Here is a 19621-nt window from a genome sequence, read left to right as displayed (position 1 = left end):
CACACAAACAGTTGAAAATATGCTATTTTGTAATAGAAAAAAGGGGGAGAAGAATGAATTTTTTAGTTGTTTTAAAAGATACGATTCTCAAACGGTCGACATTCATCTATACGCAAATCGATGAACAAAAAACAGTCTTGCATTTTTCGCCGGAGTTTCATTTAGAAGGGTTGACGATTGGTGAAATTTACGAACAAGGTGGCATTCAAGCTGCCAAGCAATTTTTTGTTCAAGAACTTCAACTGCCATTGAATGACTATCTTGAAGTATCATTAAATGAGTGGGACAAAGCAATCTCAGAACTTTTCCCTCAAGGAATCAACGTAGAGTCAGGTACCACTGAAGTACATCTATCGGTGAAAGATCTACAACGTCAGATGCGTTACCAGATCGATGAAGAAGGCTCTCTTTCAATCTTTCAGCGGCAGCAAAAGATATTAAAAAGTTTTTTAAAACAAATCAGCCGAAAAAGAAATTTGTTTAAAACAACGCAGTTATTAAAAAAATATCCAGAATTATTACACACATCGATCCAGTTTCCACAATTGCTCTCGTTGATCCGTCGTTTTGTTCGCTTGAAGGAAATCCAATCTAAGAAGTTGACATTACCTTTACAAGATACCTTTCGAGTGGTAAAACGTGAAGATGAAAAAAAACTGATCGTGATCGATTTTATGCGGAACCGTCATGTGTTACAACAAATGACGATGGAAAAGGCCAACTAAGGCTTTTTCTTTTTGAATAAAAGAGAAATGGAGAAAAAAATGGGACCTATTTGGATACAACGTATAATGAAAGCTCAACAAAAATATCAACAAGTCATGAAAGGGAGATATGCGCGTCTTGATCCATTGAATCGTTTATTGTTAGTTTTAGGATTATTTTTCTTTGTCGTTAGATATTGGTTGCCTTTCAGTTTAGGCTATCTACTCTTCTTCTTTTTTATCGCTTTGACCATCGCTCGATTTAGTTCAAAGAAAATCTATGTTCGTTCAAACGAAAATCAAGCGTATTTACAAAAAACAGTGGCGATCAAAAGCTGGTTTACAAAAATAAAAAATAAACTGAAACGTCAACCTGAACAACAAGCTAGCGCTATCTACACGATTTTTTCATGTCCAACTTGTCAACTCAAGCAAAGAGCGCCGAAAGGCAAGGGTGAGATTCGAGTGACTTGTAAAAAGTGCGGCACGCAATTTACAAGAAAGGTATAAGAGAAAATACTAGTCAAATGTCTAGTGAAATGAGTAAAAAGGAGTAAAAGAATGATTAAAAATTACATTTGGGATTTTGATGGGACATTGTTCGATACGTATCCGGCGATGGTTGAAGGAGTATCTCAAGCATTACAAGATTTTGGTATCGAACGACCAAAAAAGGAAATCTATCGTGTGATGAAGCAAGAATCGGTGAGAAAACTACGAGAGAGTTATCAATTAGAAGAAGCCTCCTTCAATCAATTGTTTCATCAATATGAAGAACAATATCAAGAACTCTCAGTACCGTTCAAAGAGACTGAAATGGTTTTACGTCGTTTAAAACAGAATGGAGCAAAACATTATATTTTAACACATCGTGTAACGGCTTCTACTTGGAAACTTTTAAAAGTCTTTGAGCTAGCAGATTTGATCGAAGAAGTGATTGGTATCGACCAAGGCTTTGCCAGAAAACCAGCACCTGATGCCATCAATCACTTGATCGATCAGTATCACTTAGACCCAGAAAAAACGATGATGGTAGGGGATCGAAGATTAGATATTGAAGCAGGGATCAATGCAAAGATCCACACTTGCCTATATGATATTGATCATTTCTTAGGTGAGATTCCTGCCGATCATATTGTGGCGAATCTAGCGGATATTTTAGCAATCGAAAAGAATGCAGAATAAGTATCCCCTTTCAACTTTAGTTATGCTATAATTTAAACAGAGGAGTGATAAAATGGAAATTAGAAGACAAAAAGAAGTAGTAGAAGCTTTTCATTATGATTTTTTAAAGCCTGATCAAGAGGTACAAACCGACTTAAAAGTAGGTTTTTCACCACTAAAAGAGACAATTGAAAACTATCCGAAAGAACATAGCATCGTTGGTGCCCGTTTAGAATTTCGTTTAGTATTTGATACATATGTGTTATCTGGAAGCGTTAGTCAAATCAACCACATCTTGAATCGTAAAGTCCAAGATCAAAACGATGTGACGCAAGAAGAGGTCGATGAATTAGTGGCACCACTTTTTGAGATGGTCAAACGTCTGGCCTATGAAGTAACAGAGATCGCCTTGGATGCACCAGGTGTGAAATTGAACTTCCAATCAGAAAAAGAAGAAAAAGCCAAAGAAGAAAATTAAGAAAAAAACACTAGTGATAGTTATTAGCTATCACTGGTGTTTTTTTCTATTACTAATTGTAAGCAAAAGTAAGGAAAAATTTCGGAAAATAGTCTAGAATGAATAAGTCACTGAAAAAAATATTTTCAGGAGAAGAGCTGAAGAGTTCTTCTCGGGAACCTTTACTTCCTTAGATGGACTTGTCATTACAAATTAAGAGGAGGATGAAAATGACAACACTCATCACAGTTTTAGTGGTTCTAGTTTTTGCGGCATTATTATATGTGTTTTATCGTATGCAAAAGCGCCATGCAAAATTTTCAACGCGGGTTTACACTGCGCTAGCTGCCGGTATCGTATTCGGGGGCGCGTTGCAACTGATTTTTGGAGTAGAAAACGAGGTTATTACGCAATCCATGGATTGGATCAGTATCGTTGGGAACGGCTACGTTAGTTTCTTACAAATGTTGATCATGCCTTTAGTCTTTGTTTCAATCGTTGCGGCTTTTACAAAAATGAAAGTATCAGAAAAATTAGGTAAAATCAGTGCAACGGTGCTGACCACTTTATTAGCAACAACGGCTATTTCCGCATTGATTGGGATCGGTGTGACGATCGCATTTGGTCTTCAAGGTGCTGAATTTACGCAAGGAGCAGCCGAAACTGCTCGTATTTCTGAGTTAGCGACACGACAAGAAACAGTGGAAGGACTAAGTATCCCACAACAAATCTTGTCATTTATTCCTAAAAATATTTTTGCAGACCTTGCCGGAACTCGTGCAACAAGTACGATTGCTGTCGTGATCTTTGCGGCATTTGTTGGGGTTGCTTACTTAGGAATCAAACGAAAAGCACCAAAAGAAGCATCATTCTTTGCTGATATGATCGATAGCTTGTATCGTATCGTGATGCGTATCGTGACGTTAGTCTTGCGTTTGACACCTTATGGCGTGTTCGCATTGATGACGAACGTGATGGCAACAAGTGATTTTGATGCCATTTTGAACTTAGGTAAATTTGTGTTAGCGTCTTATCTTGCATTGTTTGCAGTGATGATCGTTCATTTCTTGATTTTGATCGGTGTGAAAGTCAGCCCGATCGACTACTTGAAAAAAACATTTCCAGTACTAAGTTTTGCATTTACTTCACGTTCAAGTGCGGGTGCTTTGCCATTGAATATTGAAACACAAACAAAAGCACTTGGTGTGGATGAAGCCACAGCAAACTTTGCTGCTAGCTTTGGTTTATCGATCGGTCAAAATGGCTGTGCGGGTGTTTACCCAGCCATGCTAGCGACAATCGTTGCACCAGCAGCTGGAATGGATGTCTTTAGCATTCAATTCATCTTGCTACTAGTAGCCATCGTAACAATCAGCTCATTCGGAGTAGCTGGTGTCGGTGGTGGGGCAACCTTTGCCTCATTGATCGTATTAGGTTCAATGAACTTACCAGTAGCAATCGTTGGTTTAGTTATCTCCGTCGAACCATTGATCGACATGGCTCGTACAGCTGTCAACGTAAGTGGTAGTATGGTAGCAGGTATTGTTACAAGTGCACGTATCAATGATCTTGATCGAGATGTGATCAAAGATGAAGCAAAAGTCGTTGACGTGAATGCTTAATAAAAAAAGAAAAGTGAGAGCCAAATGCTCTCGCTTTTTTACTCTGTAAATATATTCCGAAAAGTGAAAGTGTGGAATTTTCAATATAAAAATGTATAAAACAATAAGGTAACAAGACCTATCTAATACAATTCTCATCCAACGGAAGGTTATGTATTGTTATAATGAATATGTAAGCATTCTATACAGCCTATATAAATCGAGGAGGAGATCAATGGTCACATTCAGCAGTAGTTCTCAACAAGCCCAACAGTCCACTTCAAGAATCACCAGTGCAACCACCCCTTTAAACCAAGCATCATCGCTTCAAAATGACACACGCACCACGCTAATTGGCAATCAAGACATTCAAAGTAGCATAACGTCCGCCAAAAACTCAGCCAATCAAATTGCCTCAGCCATCTCAGGCGCTGCCAATCAATTGCAAACTGCTGCTCAAGGATTTTCTACACTAGACACTCAGTTAAGTCGAGATCTTTTTAAGGAGAGACGCTAATGAATCAATGGACAAATCTTGATACCGAGGAAACGTTGCTGCAAGCAAAAAGAGAAGAACAGGAAAAGAAAATGAAACAACTTGATGCCTGCCGTTCAGATTACCAGAATCACTTTAAAGAAATCGGAAACTTCTTATTTCGATTACAATTGTCTTACCAGAAATCGAATACCTTTACGTCCATCGAAACATTCACCTCGGAGTTTTCACATCAAAGTAGGCGATTGATGAATGGCTTTGATGAATGCCAACATTACGAAATGATCCAACAACAAAAAATCACGCAAAAGCTTGATGAGATTAGCTTTGAGAAAAGAAAAATTTTGTTGGAGGATCAAAACACATGAGTATCGATATGTATCTGTCCGATTCCTTAGCCCAAGCCACGAGCGCCAGTCACTTCTGCCAAAAACAAGTCACTGATTACCAAAATCTCCAACAAGCCATCACTCAATTCACTTTACAAACGCCCAATCTCCAAGGGAAAACCTACGACGCTGCGAAAGCCTATTTTTCTCAAATACTTTACCCACTCGTCCAAGGAGGAATTTTACTCTCCGAAGCGGTCGAAAAAGCAGCGAAACGATTTCCACAGGAATACATAAATCAAGTTGATTCTATCAGCTTGAAACAATCCGAATTAGAAGCGCAAATTCGTCAAATGAATCAATATATCACCCAAGCTGAAGGGATACGGCAACTGCTTCTTTCACCTTATATGCCAGAAGAACATCAAAGCTTTCAACTCAATCAGAATACGTTGTTACTCACGATGTATCATGACTTGAAACACAAGCTGGAAGAAAAACTCCAAAAACTCTTAGCTTACAACCAAAGCTCCGCGCAATTTTTTACAGAAATCAAAAGTCTCGAACAAGCAGTCAATCAAGGCCTTGCTCAAACGAAAACTGCTTGGAATAGTCAAACGAAGACATTCTCTATGCCGAAAGATTTGTCCTGGACAACTACGATCCAAGACAAATGGCAACAAGCAGAAAACGAGAAAAAAGGCATCGATCCAACTAAAAACAAAGAACTAGAAAAGTACAACGTCTATGCCCTCATTATTCACGATAGCGAGGGAAACCCACGTGTCTTTTGGAAAATCGGAGACAAGCAATCAGGCTATGGCATCGTGAACCCCGAGCTGTATCAATATGTCACGAAAGTAGGTCACTACTTAGAACCTGAACTGATCCAATTCATGACGTACGATACCTACCAAGAGAAAGTCAATGCAGCATGGCGTCAAGGCGTCAATTACGAAACTGGTGAAAAACTAGACCCACTCTTAGGCAGTCTCGTCTCTACCTCACAATACGTCAAAGACGGCTACACATGGATCAATGAATCTGAACTGGGTCAAGCCTTGATGGTCTTAGGCTTTACTTATGCGTCTTACAAAGTATTGACGACTACTGGTGTGAAGCAGGTGGAAAATGGTAAAATTGGAGAGGTAGTAGATGCTAGGCTGGATAACCTAAGTCCTAAAGAGATTAGTCAGATGTCATTAAATGAATTAAAGAATAGTATACCGAAAGGTTGGCAAATATTTGAACACAATGGTCGAGTTCATATCAAAGACGTACAAGGTAATTTTAGAATTCGGATTGACCCACCAGATAAAATTACCAAATATAAACATATGCATATTTTTGATGAAAATAAAAATTCATTGGATATGAAAGGAAATATTGTAGACAAAAAAAGTTCTGATGCGCATATTCCTTGGTCTGATAATTAATTTTGGAGGTAAATGATGAATATTGAATTATTACAAAATAAAATTGATAATACTGAATACTGGGATATGTCAATATTGGATATTCAAACTCAGTATTATGGTGATGAGGTATACATTTTTATAGAAAATAATGAAGAAAGTTGTTGGAAAATCTGTTTTTTATCTTGTTATAAAGTCAGTTATGAGACCGATTCAAATTGGCGAACAATCGATAATGTAAAAGAAATGCGAGGGGGGCAACTTGGATATGAAGGACAAGATATTTCCTTGAAAAAATATGAAGGGAATGAGAACTTTGTAGAATGTTCTCTTGATCTATCGATGATGACAATGAATATCGTTTGTAAAGAGATTCAGGTGGAAAAATTAAACATGGAAGAAAATCGATTCTTTTGGCAAGAAAAATCAAGTTGAAATAAATGTTTTGGTTTCTGACGAAAGTTAGAGAATCGAGAAGTAACGAATCAACCGATTTACCAACAAGAGCAATCCACGTAACTATTTAAACTAGGAGCATGCGCATGTATAAACTACTTTCCATAGAAGCATCAGTAGCTACACGGAATTTAGAGTTGGAAAATTTAGATACAGCTACAATTGATTTATGTTTTGATGATTCTGCTGTTACTAGTTTTAAAAATTTTGATTTTATGCAAATAAATGAAGTATATGATTGTAAAATTTTTCTTTTTGGTGGACAAGATGATAGTGGTGAAAAATTTCAATATATTAATGATGTTTCAATCGGCAGAACAGTTTTATCAGAAGTTGCAAACGAAAAAGGGGATGTGTACTATATCAATAAAATTTCTGCAAGTGAGTCCTTTAGTAAACAAAAAAAGTTAAGTTACAAATATACTCGAAAAGATCTTATCCAAGTGAAGACTATTATTCATGCAGCTTTCGAATAATGCTATATTAAAACATTTTTGACTGATTACTATCATATAGCATAGACTTGACTAGTAAAAGATAAGTTTACTTATAAAATGAAGGACATAAATCACTTTTCTCATCCGTACCTCTCCAACATAGATTTTCAGTACCAGCTATGCTAAACTAGCTAGGACGAAAAAAGTGGAGGAATGAATAGATGTTTACAAATGAAATGAAAATCATGTTATACGTAGATGATGTTGAAAAAAATGCAGATTTCTGGCAGCAGATCGGTTTTGTTGTGTTGGATCGTCAAGAAATGGATGGTACATTGATTATTGAGATTGCCCAATCAAAAGATGCGGGTACTGCGTTTGTTTTATATGATCGTGAATTTATCGAACAGCATTCACCAGGCACAGCTAGTGGGGCACCTTCTTTGATGTTTTATAGTGCGGACATTTTTGGTTTATACAAAAAGATGCAACAATTAGAAGTGACATTAGGTGATTTAGTCCATTTAGGTGAAGAATATGTATTCAACTTTGCAGATCCTGATGGGAATTACTTTGCTGTGACAGGAAAATAACTTACTTAGTAAGAATGAAGCAAGAACTCCGACTGAAATTTTAGTCGGTTTTTTTGTGTCTATGAATACATAAAATTACAATATTTATATTATGTAAACTATACTTGCGCAAAAATGCACAAGCAGAAAAATCGTCATTTCAGTTAGACTTCTTTATACTATTATGGAATGAATTGTAGGAAGGAAGTAACTAAATGGATTACCAAGTACTATTATATTATAAATATACAACGATCACTGATCCTGAACTTTTTGCGAAGGAGCATCTTGCTTTTTGTAAATCTTTGAATTTGAAAGGTCGTATCCTTGTCGCAGAAGAAGGAATCAACGGCACGGTTTCTGGAACGATCGCAGAAACTGAGGCATACATGGAAGCGATGTTGGCAGATGAACGTTTTGCTGACACATTTTTCAAAATTGATCCTAGCGAGGGTCATGCATTCAAAAAAATGTTTGTTCGTGCGCGTCCTGAACTAGTTTCACTAAAACTAGAAGATGACATTGATCCAAAAGAAATGACGGGCGCTTATTTATCGCCTAAAGAGTTTAAAGAAGCGATTCTTGATGAAGATACGGTTGTGATCGATGCACGAAATGACTATGAATATGATCTTGGGCATTTTAGAGGAGCGGTTCGCCCTGATATCCGTAGCTTTAGAGAACTACCACAATGGATTCGTGACCATAAAGAAGAGTTTATGGAAAAACGGGTCGTTACTTACTGTACAGGTGGCATCCGCTGTGAGAAATTCTCAGGGTGGTTAGTGAGAGAAGGATTTAAAGACGTCGGTCAATTGCATGGTGGTATTGCGACATATGGCAAAGATCCAGAAGTCCAAGGGGAACTATGGGATGGCAAAATGTATGTTTTTGATGAGCGTATCGCTGTCGACATCAATCATGTAGATAAGCAGATCGTAGGGAAAGACTGGTTTGATGGTACTCCTTGCGAACGTTATATCAACTGTGCAAATCCAGAGTGTAATCGTCAAATGTTAGCATCAGTGGAAAACGAAGAAAAACATTTAGGATCATGTTCAGTAGCATGTGCCAAACATCCGCATAATCGCTATGTCAAAGAAAGAAATCTAACAACAGAAGAAATCGATGCACATTTAGCAGCATTTGTATAATTTTTCTAACAATAAAAGCAGACGTAGCTAGTGTTTATAAAATAAAATGAGAGTCATGAAAGTTGTTCTTCAAATTTTCGTGGCTCTCATTTTAATCTGAAATCAGGAGATTTTTCCTTTAACTATTCGGAAATTGTTGCTACCTATGATAGTGGAATTACGATATAATCAAATGAAAAGGTGGTGGTATCATGAATAAACCATTTGTCTATGCAATCGGGGATGTCCATGGAAGTTATGATCTTTTTCAAAAGCTATTAACACATTATGATCTACATCTTCATCAATTAGTCTTGATTGGTGATTTGAATGATCGTGGACCAAAAACAAAAGATTGCTTATTACTAGGAATGAAGTTAGTGAAAGAAACTGGTGCGATCTACTTGCGAGGCAATCATGAAGAGTACTTCTTACAGTTTCTCCAAGAACCAGAAGACTGGTATCCGTCTTATTTACGAAACGGTGGAAGAGAAACAATGGAAAGTCTTTTGCATCCAGGTGCAGCAGAAGAATATTCACCAACTGAGATTGCCATGATGATTCGTTCAAGATATCGTGAATTGGTCGATTTTTTATGTAATTTGCCTTTATATTATGAATGGGAAAACTATCTTTTTGTCCATGCGGGTGTTGATCTAACTAAAAAAGATTGGCGTGATACTAGCCCTAGAGATTTTTTATGGATCAGAGAGCCTTTTCATGAGCATAAGAATCGGACGGGTAAGACGATCGTATTTGGTCATACGATCACGCCACTACTCCATGGAGATATGCAGACAACTGATTTATGGATACAAGATCAGAAAATCGGGATCGACGGTGGGGCTGTCTTTGGCGGATCAATGCATGGTGTCGTTTTTGATCCAATTGGAATCATCCAAGATATCGAGTATCAAAACAATCAAGGACCATGGCAACCACGTGATTGATCAAAAAAAGTTTTTGATAAAAGTGTCCAGTTGTGATTTATAAGCCGAGAAACCCGAAATTTGTTTTTCAAATTTTTGGGCTTTTTCGCTTAGTCCTGAAGGTCAGATTTTGGAACACCGATAATTCGTTTTAAAATTAAAAACAAAAATGAATTTTATTTTTGTTCTAGACACTGTTTAGTTACATTTAGAAATACCAGAATCTATGCTAAAATAAATCAGTATGATTTTTTGATTCTTGCTTTTTAATGAGTAAACCGTAGCAAGAATCGATTTCGACTTAGAAAAGAGGCTATTTAATGACAGACAAAGTAAATCCAACGATTCTAGATCTTGTAAAGAAAGAATTGGCAGATTATCAAGCAAAACAGTTGACGACTGTTTTAAATCTATTAGCAGAAGGAAATACGGTGCCTTTTATTGCTCGTTACCGTAAAGAAATGACCGGAAGCTTGGACGAAGTACAAATCCGTGAAATTGAAGAGCGCTATGCTTATTTAGAAAATTTAGAAAAGCGTAAAACCGAAGTCTTGCGTTTGATTGATGAACAAGGAAAATTAACTCCAGAATTACAACAAAGTATTACACAATCTGTAAAAATGCAACAAGTAGAGGATTTATATCGTCCGTACAAACAAAAACGAAGAACGAAAGCAACGATTGCGAAAGAAAAAGGGTTAGAACCTTTAGCCACTTGGTTATTGACCTTTACATCTGAGGATGTTTTGACTGAAGCAGCTAAATACGTCACTGAAGAAGTTCCGTCTCCTGAAGAAGCCTTACTAGGTGCCCATGAGATCATTGCGGAGCAGGTAAGTGACAATGCAAAATTCAGAACATGGGTCCGTTCCTATACGTACAACAAGGGCCTGTATGAAAGTACGGTCAAGAACAAAGAGAATGATGAAAAAGGCGTATACGAAATGTATTATGATTTTTCTGAACCGATTCATAAAATCGTTTCTCATCGCATCTTAGCGACCAATCGTGGAGAAAAAGAAGAAGTATTGAAAGTCAATTTAACGGTTGATGAAGCTGCACTTTTAACTTACTTGGAAAGACAACTGATTCCTGATACAGCTTCGCCTTCTGCTAGTTATGTACGTTTGGCGATTCACGATAGTTACAAACGATTCATCCAACCTGCGATTGAGCGGGAGGTCCGTAATGAATTGACCGAAAAAGCGGATGAACAAGCCATCGCTATATTTGGTGAGAATCTGCGTAACTTGTTATTACAACCACCTTTAAAAGGGAAAGTTGTCTTAGGCTTTGACCCAGCTTATCGTACCGGTTGTAAATTAGCAGTGGTGGATGCGACAGGTAAGGTTTTAGCGATCGAAGTGATTTACCCGCATAAACCGGCAAATCAAGCAAAAAGAGCCGAAGCAGGCCCTGCATTTGTGAAATTGATTGATCAGTACCATGTGGATATGGTTGCGATCGGTAATGGAACGGCGAGCCGTGAATCGGAGTTATTTGTGGCAGAACAGTTGAAGTTAGCCAAACATCAAGCGTTTTATGCCATCGTCAATGAAGCCGGAGCTTCTGTCTATTCTGCAAGTGATATTGCCCGTAAAGAATTTCCTGAGTTACAAGTCGAAGAACGGAGTGCAGTGTCGATTGCACGAAGACTACAAGACCCGTTGGCTGAACTAGTGAAAATCGATCCGAAGGCTGTTGGCGTTGGACAATATCAACATGATGTTTCACAAAAAAGATTAGCAGAACAGTTGGATTTTGTTGTTGAAACGGCAGTGAACCAAGTAGGAGTCGATGTCAATACAGCGAGTCCTCAGTTGTTGCAACATATTTCTGGTCTAAATAAGACGACTGCTCAAAACATCGTGACGTATCGAGAAGAAAATGGTGCATTTGCTTCTCGAACGCAATTGAAGAAGGTCCCACGTTTAGGGCCAAAAGCGTATGAACAAGCGATCGGTTTCCTGCGTGTGCCTGGTGGGAAACATGTACTTGATAATACTGCGATCCATCCAGAGAGTTATGCAGTAGCAAAAGAGATCTTACAGGCAAATCAATTATCTGAAAAAGACTTAGGAACAAAAGAAGCAATCGAAAAATTAAGTCAACTTTCTCCGCAACGTTTGGTGCAACAAGTGCCAGTAGGTGAAGAAACATTGAAAGATATTCTTGAAGGGTTGACCCAACCAGGACGAGACATGCGAGATGAAATGCCTGCGCCACTTTTGCGTTCAGATGTATTGAGTATGGAAGACTTGAAACCTGGCATGGAATTAAAAGGAACAGTCCGAAACGTGATCGATTTTGGGGCATTCGTCGATATTGGGGTGAAACAAGATGGTTTAGTCCATATCTCTAAATTAAGCAATAAATTCGTCAAACATCCAACTGACGTTGTTTCCGTTGGGGATGTCGTCACTGTTTGGATCGAACAAGTGGATACGAACAAAGGGCGCATCAGTCTGACGATGCTTTCGCCTTACGAGGATCAAGCGTGACACAAGAAGAATTACAACAGTTAGTCGAAGAGATTTCTTTAACAAGCTTCCAGCGTCCGTTCATGCACCAAGCAATGTTCAATAAGCGTTTGAAAACAACAGGTGGTAGGTATCATTTGAATGACCACCATTTGGATTTTAATCCGACGATGTTTGCAGTAGCCGATCAAGCTACGATCATCGGGATCATCAAACATGAGCTGTGTCATTATCATCTTCACTTGACTGGAAAAGGCTATCGTCATCGTGACTCAGATTTCAAACATTTATTGTTAAAGACGGGTGGGTTACGTTATGCACCTGCCATTCCTTCAAATAGAAGGCAAAAAATCGAAGGATATCAATGCCAAAAGTGTGCTGAATGGATTTATCGTAAAAGGAAAATCAATACAGATCGCTATTTGTGTGGGCGTTGTAGAGGACGATTGGTATGGAAAGAAACCACGTACTTGGATGTTGAATAATTGTATGAGGAGAGAAATAGAATGACAGGTGAACGATCAAGAAATGCAGACTGGAATTGCTTATTGGATTTTTTAGCCGACCCTGGCCCACAGGAGTGTTCGGAACTAAAAGCACCTACACTGATTTTAGCGGGGAATTGTCTGCCCGTCCTAGTAGATGAAGCAGCAAAGGCGTACTTGAATCAGCAGGTTGAGCAAATCGTTTTAGTTGGTGGGATCGGACATGCGACGAAGTATCTCTATAAAAATTTTGAAAAACAAGGATTCTTATTTGAACAAGGTTTAAGTGAAAGTGAGATTTGTGCCCGCTATTTGCTTGAAAAATATAGGTTACCTGAACAGGCACTATTGTTAGAAACGAAGTCAACCAATTGTGGCGAGAATGCTTCATTTTCTTACAAGTTATTAAAAGCACAGGGCCCATTACCTGAACGTGTTCTTTTAATGAATGATCCGACCTTGCAACGACGAACAAAGGCGACTTTTGAGAAGGATTGGGGCAATGAGTCTGTTCATTTTTATAATTATGTACCGATACTTCCACAAGTGACAGAAAGTACCAAGGGATTCAACTTCTCTGATCAAAGACTAAATGACTTGTGGCCTTCTGATTATTTCCAAGCCTTAGTATTTGGAGAAATGGTTCGTTTGAAAGATGATGCCCAAGGTTACGGACCTAATGGAACGGGATTTATCGGTCATGTCGACATCCCAGATGAGGTGTGGTCTGCTTATTTACGTCTCTTAGCAATGAATGAAAAAGTTTCGCTAAAAAGGTAATCAGGGCACTAATATTTAAGGAACTAAAAATCATCCGAATAAATTTGGTTGAAATTTTTTATTGTTTATAAGATAATGGGTTTCGTGTTGAATGTATGAATAAAATAATGGATGATAGTTAAGAGAAGAGGATTCAAATGAAAAATCAAGAAAATTTGTACCACTTTGTTGGTATTAAAGGCTCAGGAATGAGCTCTTTGGCACTTGTATTACATGAAAAAGGATTAAACGTCCAAGGATCAGATATCGAAAAATATTTCTTTACTCAAAGAGATTTAGAAAAAGCCAATATCTCTATCTTGCCGTTTGATGCAGAAAACGTCAAACCAGGAATGATCGTGATCGCCGGCAATGCTTTTCCAGATTCACACGAAGAGATCCAACGTGCAAAAGAGCTTGGATTAGAAGTAATCCGTTACCATGATTTTATTGCAGATTTTATCCAAAATTATACGAGTATCGCTGTCACTGGTTCCCATGGGAAAACAAGTACGACAGGTCTATTATCACATGTATTGACAGGGATTCGTCCGACAAGTTACTTGATTGGTGACGGCACTGGTCATGGTGATCCAGAGGCAGAATTCTTTGCTTTTGAAGCATGTGAATATCGTCGCCACTTTTTAGCTTACTCTCCTGATTATGTGATCATGACGAATATCGATTTTGATCATCCTGATTATTATACAAGTATCGATGATGTTTTCTCAGCTTTCCAAACGATGGCAAAACAAGTCAAAAAAGCGATCTTTGCTTACGGAGATGACGACTATCTAAGAAAGTTAGAAGCGGATGTGCCAATCTATTATTACGGTATGAATGAAGATGACGATATCCAAGCACGTAATATTGAACGTACGACAACTGGTTCAGCTTTTGATGTGTTCCATGGCGAAGAGTTTGTTGGACACTTTACAGTTCCAGCATTTGGAAAACATAATATTTTGAATGCACTTGGTGTTATCGCAGTTGCCTACTTTGAAAAGTTAGATGTGAAAGAAGTTGCTGACGAAATGTTGACATTCCCTGGAGTGAAACGTCGTTTTAGCGAGAAAATCGTAGCTGATATGACAGTCGTTGATGACTATGCTCACCATCCAGCAGAAATCAAAGCAACTATTGATGGCGCACGTCAGAAATATCCAGACAAAGAAATCATTGCAGTCTTCCAACCACATACATTTACTCGTACGATTGCCTTGATGGATGAATTTGCCGAAGCCTTAGATTTAGCTGACCGTGTGTATCTATGTGATATTTTTGGTTCTGCCCGTGAAGAACAAGGGGACGTTAAAATCGAAGACTTAGGAGCAAAAATCAAAAAAGGTGGTCAAGTAATCAAAGAAGATAACGTTTCGCCGTTATTAGACTACCACGAAGCAGTGATTATTTTCATGGGTGCTGGTGATGTTCAAAAATTTGAACAAGCCTATGAAAAATTATTGAGCAGTACAACGAAAAACGTTCTGTAATCATCTAAGTGAATAAAAGAAGTTAGCGTCAAAAGGGATTGTCAGGTGACAGCCCCTTTTGTCGTTTATTTGTGGGTGATGGGTAGTTCGTTTTCAGTAATGTTTCGCCTGCTTATAGTGACCGTACGTATTCGATCGAATTAAGAAATCCTAAAGTATCCAGACAAAATACGAACGGTTTTTATTCAACTATGCTATAGTCTTCAATAAATAATGTACGATCATCGAAGTGATTGCTTACATAAGTGAAAGACCAAAGCATGTTCTGTAACTTGCGTTTTTTGTATAATTTGGTACAATTGGTACGAATGAATAAATAAACTGGAGGGTTTAAACTTGAACATAAGTAAACCGCGTAAATTAGGAAAAACAATCAATGAAATCGAGGAAGGTGACTCGTTATCTTTAACAGAATCAATTGAAGATAATCAGTTATTATTATATTTAGGGTTAACAAACGATGCCAATCCTTTATATATCCAACATGATTTTGCACAGAAAACGGAATACCATCAACCCATTGTTCCAACTGTGATGCTAATGGGAATCATAACAAGTGCAGTGTCCAAACACTTGCCTGGTCCAGGTTCTCATGTGGTGAATTTTTCAGCTAATTTTGTCGAGCCGGTTTTTCATTATGAAACATTGACTTTTCAGTTTGAAGTCATTCGAGTGGATAAGATGAAAAATGTTGTGACTATTTCAGTGGAGGCCACGAATACACAAGACAATCGTGTATTAGATGCGGTAATCATGGTACAACCACCAGAATTAGAACAAGAATTAACTCTTGAAAGTGAAGGTGAATAAGATGAACAATCAAATCATATCAAATAGTATCAACCGCTTTTATGCGAAAGTCTACGGATTTTTAGGAATCGGTCTAGCGCTGAGTGCGATCACTTCCTATTTAGCGATCCAAGTCTTTCCTTATCAAGTAGCAAGTTTCATCAATAATTTTCCATTAGGTTTTATGGGATTATGGATCGTCCAAATCATTTTGGTTTTAGTTTTAGGAGCAAAAGCACAAAAAAATCCAAGCTTAGCAATCGGTGGATTTATCGCATATTCCTTGTTGAACGGTATAGTTTTAGCTGTTACATTAGCCTTCTATGATATCGGAACGATCACGACTGCTTTTATTTCAGCAACTGGGATGTTCATTGGGATGTCAGCAATCGGGATGTTCACTAAAAAAGATCTAACAGGTGTGGGTCGTGCCGGTATGGCAGCATTGATCGGTGTGATCATTGCGATGGTCTTGAATGTTTTTATTTTAAGAAGTAGTGCAGTTGAATTGTTCATCTCATTACTACTTGTCGTGATTTTTGCAGGTATCACTGCTTATGATAACCAAAAGATCGCAAATGTATATGTCCAATCAAATGGACAAGCAAATAGTGGGATTGCCGTATTCTTGGCACTTCAACTATATCTAGATTTCATCAACTTGTTCTTGGCATTCTTACGAATCTTTGGACGTAATAACTAAGCAATAAACGAAGAGCAAGATAAAAATATCTCTCATATGAAAAGAAAGAATCCACAGAATTTGATCGTCAAATTCTAGTGGGTTCTTTTTTTGGTCATCGATACCAGTAAGCACTATTATTTTATTTTTATCCTAAATTACTTTGTTTGCCATCTAGGATAAACGGTATTCAAAAAGTAACACTGATGTCTTCTACCTTAGTACGTACCGCTTTTCTAACAACCTTTTGCCTGTCCGTTTTTTCTTTTCGCATTCTTTGGCATTCTTTGTTAGAATGAGAAAGAACTTTATAGTAAGGAGTTAAGCGGATGACTAAAAATAAATTATTGCTCGTTGACGGAAATAGTGTGGCCTTTCGTGCATTCTTTGCGTTGCACAATTCGTTGGAACGTTTTAAAAATCGTAATGGGTTGCATACAAACGCAATCTATGCGTTTCATAATATGTTTGAAAATGTCATGCAAAAAGAACAACCAACCCATGTTTTGGTTGCTTTTGATGCGGGGAAAACAACATTCCGAACAGAAATGTACGCAGAATACAAAGGTGGCCGTTCAAAGACACCGGGAGAATTCAAAGAACAAATGCCTTATATCCGTGAGCTTCTAACCGGTCTAGGGGTGAAGTATTACGAGTTGCCGAACTATGAGGCAGACGATATCATTGGTACTTTAGCAGAAAAAGTGGATAAAGAAACATTCGATGTAGTTGTCTTGTCCGGTGACCGAGATTTAACACAATTGGCATCAAAAGAAATCAAAGTCGATATCACTGTGAAAGGTGTAAGTGATATTGAAAGTTATACGCCAGAACATGTGGCGGAAAAATATGATGGACTTACACCGAAACAAATCATCGATATGAAGGGATTAGCAGGGGATGCTTCAGATAATATCCCTGGCGTAACAAAGATCGGTGAAAAAACAGCGATCAAATTATTGAATCAATATGGCTCTGTTGAAGGGATCTATGAACATATCGACGAAATGAAACAAAGTAAGATGAAAGAAAATCTGATCAATGACAAAGAGCAAGCTTTCTTGTCTAAAAAATTAGCAACGATCGATACCGATGCGCCGGTAGAAGTTGATATTGACTCCCTTGCCTATCAAGGGAAAGACTTAGATAAACTGGTGCCTTTCTTCAAGGAAATGGATTTCAAACAATTCCTTGCTAAATTAGATGTGGTCGAAGAACAAGTAGAAATGAAAGATATTTTGTTTGAAGTGGTCCATGAATATGATGAAAGCATGTTCCAGACAAATATGGCTTTATATGTCGAGATGATGGGCGACAACTATCATACAGAAGACATCGTTGGTGTGGCTTGGGGAACACCAGAGAAAATCTATGTGACAAATGACTTAGCGATTTTTGAAAATGAAGCCTTTCTTTCATGGATCGGGGACAAGACTCGCCTGAAAAATGTATATGATGCTAAGCGTACGTATGTGGCATTGAACCGCTATGCAACGAAATTACAAGGGATCGACTTTGATGTCTTACTAGGTGCATATTTATTGGATACGAACGAGAAAAGTGAGGACATCGAAGGGATAGCGTCACATTATGGGTACCACGATATTCAATCGGATGAAGCAATCTATGGAAAAGGCGCGAAGAAAGGTCTACCAGAAGATGAAGAAGTTTTCTTTGCCCACCTAGCACGTAAAGTTTCAGCAATCAATGGCTTGACACCTAAACTAAGTCAAGAATTAGCAGAAAAAAATCAAGAAGATCTTTTCCGAAAAATGGAATTACCTTTGTCGATCATCTTGGCTGAAATGGAAATCAGTGGGATCAAAGTGGATGCGACTCGTCTTCAAGAAATGAAAATCGAATTTTCGGATCGATTGAGAGAGATCGAACGAAAAATCTATGAAGAGGCTGGAGAAGAATTCAATCTAAACTCACCCAAACAATTAGGTGTCATCCTTTTTGAAAAGATGGGTCTTCCAGTGATCAAAAAAACCAAGACAGGGTATTCGACTGCGGTTGATGTCTTAGAACAATTGCGTGAGCAAGCACCGATCGTTGATGATATTTTGATTTATCGCCAAATCGCTAAAATCCAATCGACCTATGTCGAAGGTTTACTGAAAGTGATCCAATCGGACGGGAAAGTCCATACTCGCTATGTTCAAACATTGACGCAGACAGGCCGTTTGAGTTCAGTTGATCCCAACTTACAAAATATTCCGATCCGTTTAGATGAAGGTCGCAAGATCCGTCAAGCATTCGTTCCTAGAAATGAAGATTGGTTGATCTATTCTTCTGACTATTCTCAGATCGAATTACGTGTATTGGCGCATATCTCAGATGACGAGCATTTAAAAGCTGCCTTTTTAGAAGGACAAGATATCCATTCAAGTACAGCAATGCGTGTGTTCGGCATTGAAAAAGCCGAAGACGTGACACCAAATATGCGTCGTCAAGCGAAAGCAGTCAATTTCGGAATCGTTTATGGAATTTCTGATTATGGGTTATCACAAAACTTAGGCATTACTCGTAAAGCGGCTCAACAATATATCGATACGTACTTTGAAAAATATCCAGGTGTCAAAGAATACATGGAGCGTATCGTTCGTGAAGCGAAAGATCAAGGTTTTGTCGAAACGTTATACCATCGTCGTCGTTATTTACCCGACATCAACTCAAGAAACTACAACATTCGTTCATTTGCTGAACGAACAGCGATCAATACACCAATCCAAGGAAGTGCGGCGGATATCCTGAAAATCGCCATGATCGAATTAGACAAACGCTTGAAAGAATCGGACTTGCAAGCGACGATGTTGCTTCAAGTGCACGATGAATTAGTCTTTGAAGTGCCAGAAAGTGAATTAGAGAGGTTAGATAAATTAGTCAGCGAAGTAATGGAACAGGCGGTTGCTTTACATGTCCCATTGATCACAGATAGCAGTTGGGGCAAAACATGGTATGAAGCAAAATAATTCTTTACTTTTATACTGACAGACAAACTTTGAGGGAAGCACTTGGATCGGGTTCGTTCGATGCGGGAGTAGATTGTGACTGAAATATCCAGCTCCGAGAATAAGGCGAGAAACCCGAAAATTGTTTTTTAAATTTTTGGGTTTCTTAGCTTATTCCTGAAGGAGTTGTTTCTGGAGTACCGTTTATCAAGGTTGTGATAAACGCATTTTGACCTGAGCCGTAAGATAGAAAATCAAAAAATAGTTTTTTATATTTTACAATTTT

The 19621-nt window shown here is 38.1% G+C and carries 20 protein-coding genes; all 20 read left to right on the top strand.

Annotated features, from left to right (window positions below):
• Positions 1–53: 53 nt before the first annotated feature.
• The 20 genes from IGJ19_RS07830 (at position 54) to polA (ending at position 19356) form a co-directional block, all read left to right on the top strand.
• On the top strand, positions 54–725 hold the full coding sequence (locus IGJ19_RS07830; protein WP_071866306.1) for a hypothetical protein: 672 nt from the start codon (positions 54–56) through the stop codon (positions 723–725).
• A gap of 66 nt (positions 726–791) precedes the next feature.
• The gene (locus IGJ19_RS07825) at positions 792–1214 is read left to right on the top strand and encodes a hypothetical protein (protein ID WP_260653646.1); all 423 of its coding nucleotides are present in this window, start codon (positions 792–794) and stop codon (positions 1212–1214) included.
• A 54-nt stretch (positions 1215–1268) separates the two neighbouring features.
• The gene (locus IGJ19_RS07820) at positions 1269–1889 is read left to right on the top strand and encodes an HAD-IA family hydrolase (protein WP_430604563.1); all 621 of its coding nucleotides are present in this window, start codon (positions 1269–1271) and stop codon (positions 1887–1889) included.
• 52 nt (positions 1890–1941) lie between these two features.
• Complete coding sequence (locus IGJ19_RS07815; RefSeq protein WP_019724590.1) at positions 1942–2346, top strand: DUF1149 family protein; 405 nt, start codon at positions 1942–1944, stop codon at positions 2344–2346.
• A gap of 209 nt (positions 2347–2555) precedes the next feature.
• Positions 2556–3947, top strand: coding sequence for an L-cystine transporter (locus IGJ19_RS07810; RefSeq protein ID WP_019724480.1), 1392 nt, complete (start codon positions 2556–2558; stop codon positions 3945–3947).
• A gap of 214 nt (positions 3948–4161) precedes the next feature.
• Entirely contained in the window at positions 4162–4443 is a 282-nt protein-coding gene (locus IGJ19_RS07805) for a TIGR04197 family type VII secretion effector (RefSeq protein ID WP_074799267.1), read from the top strand.
• On the top strand, positions 4443–4790 hold the full coding sequence (locus IGJ19_RS07800) for a DUF3958 family protein (protein ID WP_086334752.1): 348 nt from the start codon (positions 4443–4445) through the stop codon (positions 4788–4790). Before IGJ19_RS07805 ends, IGJ19_RS07800 begins: the two co-directional genes overlap by 1 nt.
• Positions 4787–6187 (top strand): transposase, encoded by a 1401-nt coding sequence (locus tag IGJ19_RS07795; protein ID WP_430603596.1) that lies wholly within the window; start codon positions 4787–4789, stop codon positions 6185–6187. The genes IGJ19_RS07800 and IGJ19_RS07795 overlap by 4 nt, the downstream gene beginning before the upstream one ends.
• 15 nt (positions 6188–6202) lie before the next feature.
• Positions 6203–6601: a hypothetical protein gene (locus tag IGJ19_RS07790; protein ID WP_233433774.1), complete on the top strand. Its 399-nt coding sequence runs from the start codon at positions 6203–6205 to the stop codon at positions 6599–6601.
• Between the two features lie 107 nt (positions 6602–6708).
• The gene (locus IGJ19_RS07785) at positions 6709–7098 is read left to right on the top strand and encodes a hypothetical protein (protein WP_071867661.1); all 390 of its coding nucleotides are present in this window, start codon (positions 6709–6711) and stop codon (positions 7096–7098) included.
• Positions 7099–7280: 182 nt separating this feature from the next.
• Positions 7281–7652, top strand: a complete 372-nt coding sequence (locus IGJ19_RS07780) for a VOC family protein (RefSeq protein ID WP_019724568.1) — start codon at positions 7281–7283, stop codon at positions 7650–7652.
• A gap of 194 nt (positions 7653–7846) precedes the next feature.
• Positions 7847–8785, top strand: coding sequence for a rhodanese-related sulfurtransferase (locus IGJ19_RS07775; protein ID WP_071867662.1), 939 nt, complete (start codon positions 7847–7849; stop codon positions 8783–8785).
• A gap of 191 nt (positions 8786–8976) precedes the next feature.
• Positions 8977–9714 (top strand): metallophosphoesterase family protein, encoded by a 738-nt coding sequence (locus IGJ19_RS07770; RefSeq protein ID WP_071867663.1) that lies wholly within the window; start codon positions 8977–8979, stop codon positions 9712–9714.
• A gap of 299 nt (positions 9715–10013) precedes the next feature.
• A complete protein-coding gene (locus IGJ19_RS07765) occupies positions 10014–12194 on the top strand; it encodes a Tex family protein (protein WP_071867664.1) in 2181 nt (726 codons plus the stop codon).
• Positions 12191–12658, top strand: a complete 468-nt coding sequence (locus IGJ19_RS07760; protein ID WP_071867665.1) for a SprT family protein — start codon at positions 12191–12193, stop codon at positions 12656–12658. The genes IGJ19_RS07765 and IGJ19_RS07760 overlap by 4 nt, the downstream gene beginning before the upstream one ends.
• A gap of 21 nt (positions 12659–12679) precedes the next feature.
• A complete protein-coding gene (locus tag IGJ19_RS07755) occupies positions 12680–13438 on the top strand; it encodes a YdcF family protein (protein ID WP_086334750.1) in 759 nt (252 codons plus the stop codon).
• 137 nt (positions 13439–13575) lie between these two features.
• Positions 13576–14910 (top strand): UDP-N-acetylmuramate--L-alanine ligase, encoded by a 1335-nt coding sequence (murC, locus tag IGJ19_RS07750; protein ID WP_010735306.1) that lies wholly within the window; start codon positions 13576–13578, stop codon positions 14908–14910.
• 336 nt (positions 14911–15246) lie between these two features.
• Complete coding sequence (locus tag IGJ19_RS07745; RefSeq protein ID WP_430603591.1) at positions 15247–15720, top strand: MaoC/PaaZ C-terminal domain-containing protein; 474 nt, start codon at positions 15247–15249, stop codon at positions 15718–15720.
• Between the two features lies 1 nt (position 15721).
• Positions 15722–16402, top strand: a complete 681-nt coding sequence (locus IGJ19_RS07740) for a Bax inhibitor-1/YccA family protein (RefSeq protein ID WP_034688779.1) — start codon at positions 15722–15724, stop codon at positions 16400–16402.
• Positions 16403–16710: 308 nt separating this feature from the next.
• Positions 16711–19356, top strand: a complete 2646-nt coding sequence (polA, locus tag IGJ19_RS07735) for a DNA polymerase I (RefSeq protein ID WP_071867667.1) — start codon at positions 16711–16713, stop codon at positions 19354–19356.
• The last annotated feature ends 265 nt before the right edge of the window (positions 19357–19621 follow it).

Origin of the sequence: Enterococcus sp. DIV1368b (assembly GCF_050529595.1) — a bacterium.
GTDB classification, from domain to species: Bacteria; Bacillota; Bacilli; order Lactobacillales; family Enterococcaceae; genus Enterococcus_B; species Enterococcus_B mundtii.
This window is presented reverse-complemented; position numbering and strand designations above follow the sequence as displayed.

Coding starts and splice junctions, on each gene's coding strand:
- IGJ19_RS07780 (WP_019724568.1), top strand. CDS start 7,281: ATGTTTACAAATGAAATGAAAATCATGTTATACGTAGATGATGTTGAA.
- IGJ19_RS07770 (WP_071867663.1), top strand. CDS start 8,977: ATGAATAAACCATTTGTCTATGCAATCGGGGATGTCCATGGAAGTTAT.
- IGJ19_RS07790 (WP_233433774.1), top strand. CDS start 6,203: ATGAATATTGAATTATTACAAAATAAAATTGATAATACTGAATACTGG.
- IGJ19_RS07785 (WP_071867661.1), top strand. CDS start 6,709: ATGTATAAACTACTTTCCATAGAAGCATCAGTAGCTACACGGAATTTA.
- IGJ19_RS07775 (WP_071867662.1), top strand. CDS start 7,847: ATGGATTACCAAGTACTATTATATTATAAATATACAACGATCACTGAT.
- IGJ19_RS07810 (WP_019724480.1), top strand. CDS start 2,556: ATGACAACACTCATCACAGTTTTAGTGGTTCTAGTTTTTGCGGCATTA.
- IGJ19_RS07805 (WP_074799267.1), top strand. CDS start 4,162: ATGGTCACATTCAGCAGTAGTTCTCAACAAGCCCAACAGTCCACTTCA.
- IGJ19_RS07815 (WP_019724590.1), top strand. CDS start 1,942: ATGGAAATTAGAAGACAAAAAGAAGTAGTAGAAGCTTTTCATTATGAT.
- IGJ19_RS07755 (WP_086334750.1), top strand. CDS start 12,680: ATGACAGGTGAACGATCAAGAAATGCAGACTGGAATTGCTTATTGGAT.
- IGJ19_RS07765 (WP_071867664.1), top strand. CDS start 10,014: ATGACAGACAAAGTAAATCCAACGATTCTAGATCTTGTAAAGAAAGAA.
- IGJ19_RS07740 (WP_034688779.1), top strand. CDS start 15,722: ATGAACAATCAAATCATATCAAATAGTATCAACCGCTTTTATGCGAAA.
- IGJ19_RS07795 (WP_430603596.1), top strand. CDS start 4,787: ATGAGTATCGATATGTATCTGTCCGATTCCTTAGCCCAAGCCACGAGC.
- murC (WP_010735306.1), top strand. CDS start 13,576: ATGAAAAATCAAGAAAATTTGTACCACTTTGTTGGTATTAAAGGCTCA.
- polA (WP_071867667.1), top strand. CDS start 16,711: ATGACTAAAAATAAATTATTGCTCGTTGACGGAAATAGTGTGGCCTTT.
- IGJ19_RS07825 (WP_260653646.1), top strand. CDS start 792: ATGAAAGCTCAACAAAAATATCAACAAGTCATGAAAGGGAGATATGCG.
- IGJ19_RS07830 (WP_071866306.1), top strand. CDS start 54: ATGAATTTTTTAGTTGTTTTAAAAGATACGATTCTCAAACGGTCGACA.
- IGJ19_RS07800 (WP_086334752.1), top strand. CDS start 4,443: ATGAATCAATGGACAAATCTTGATACCGAGGAAACGTTGCTGCAAGCA.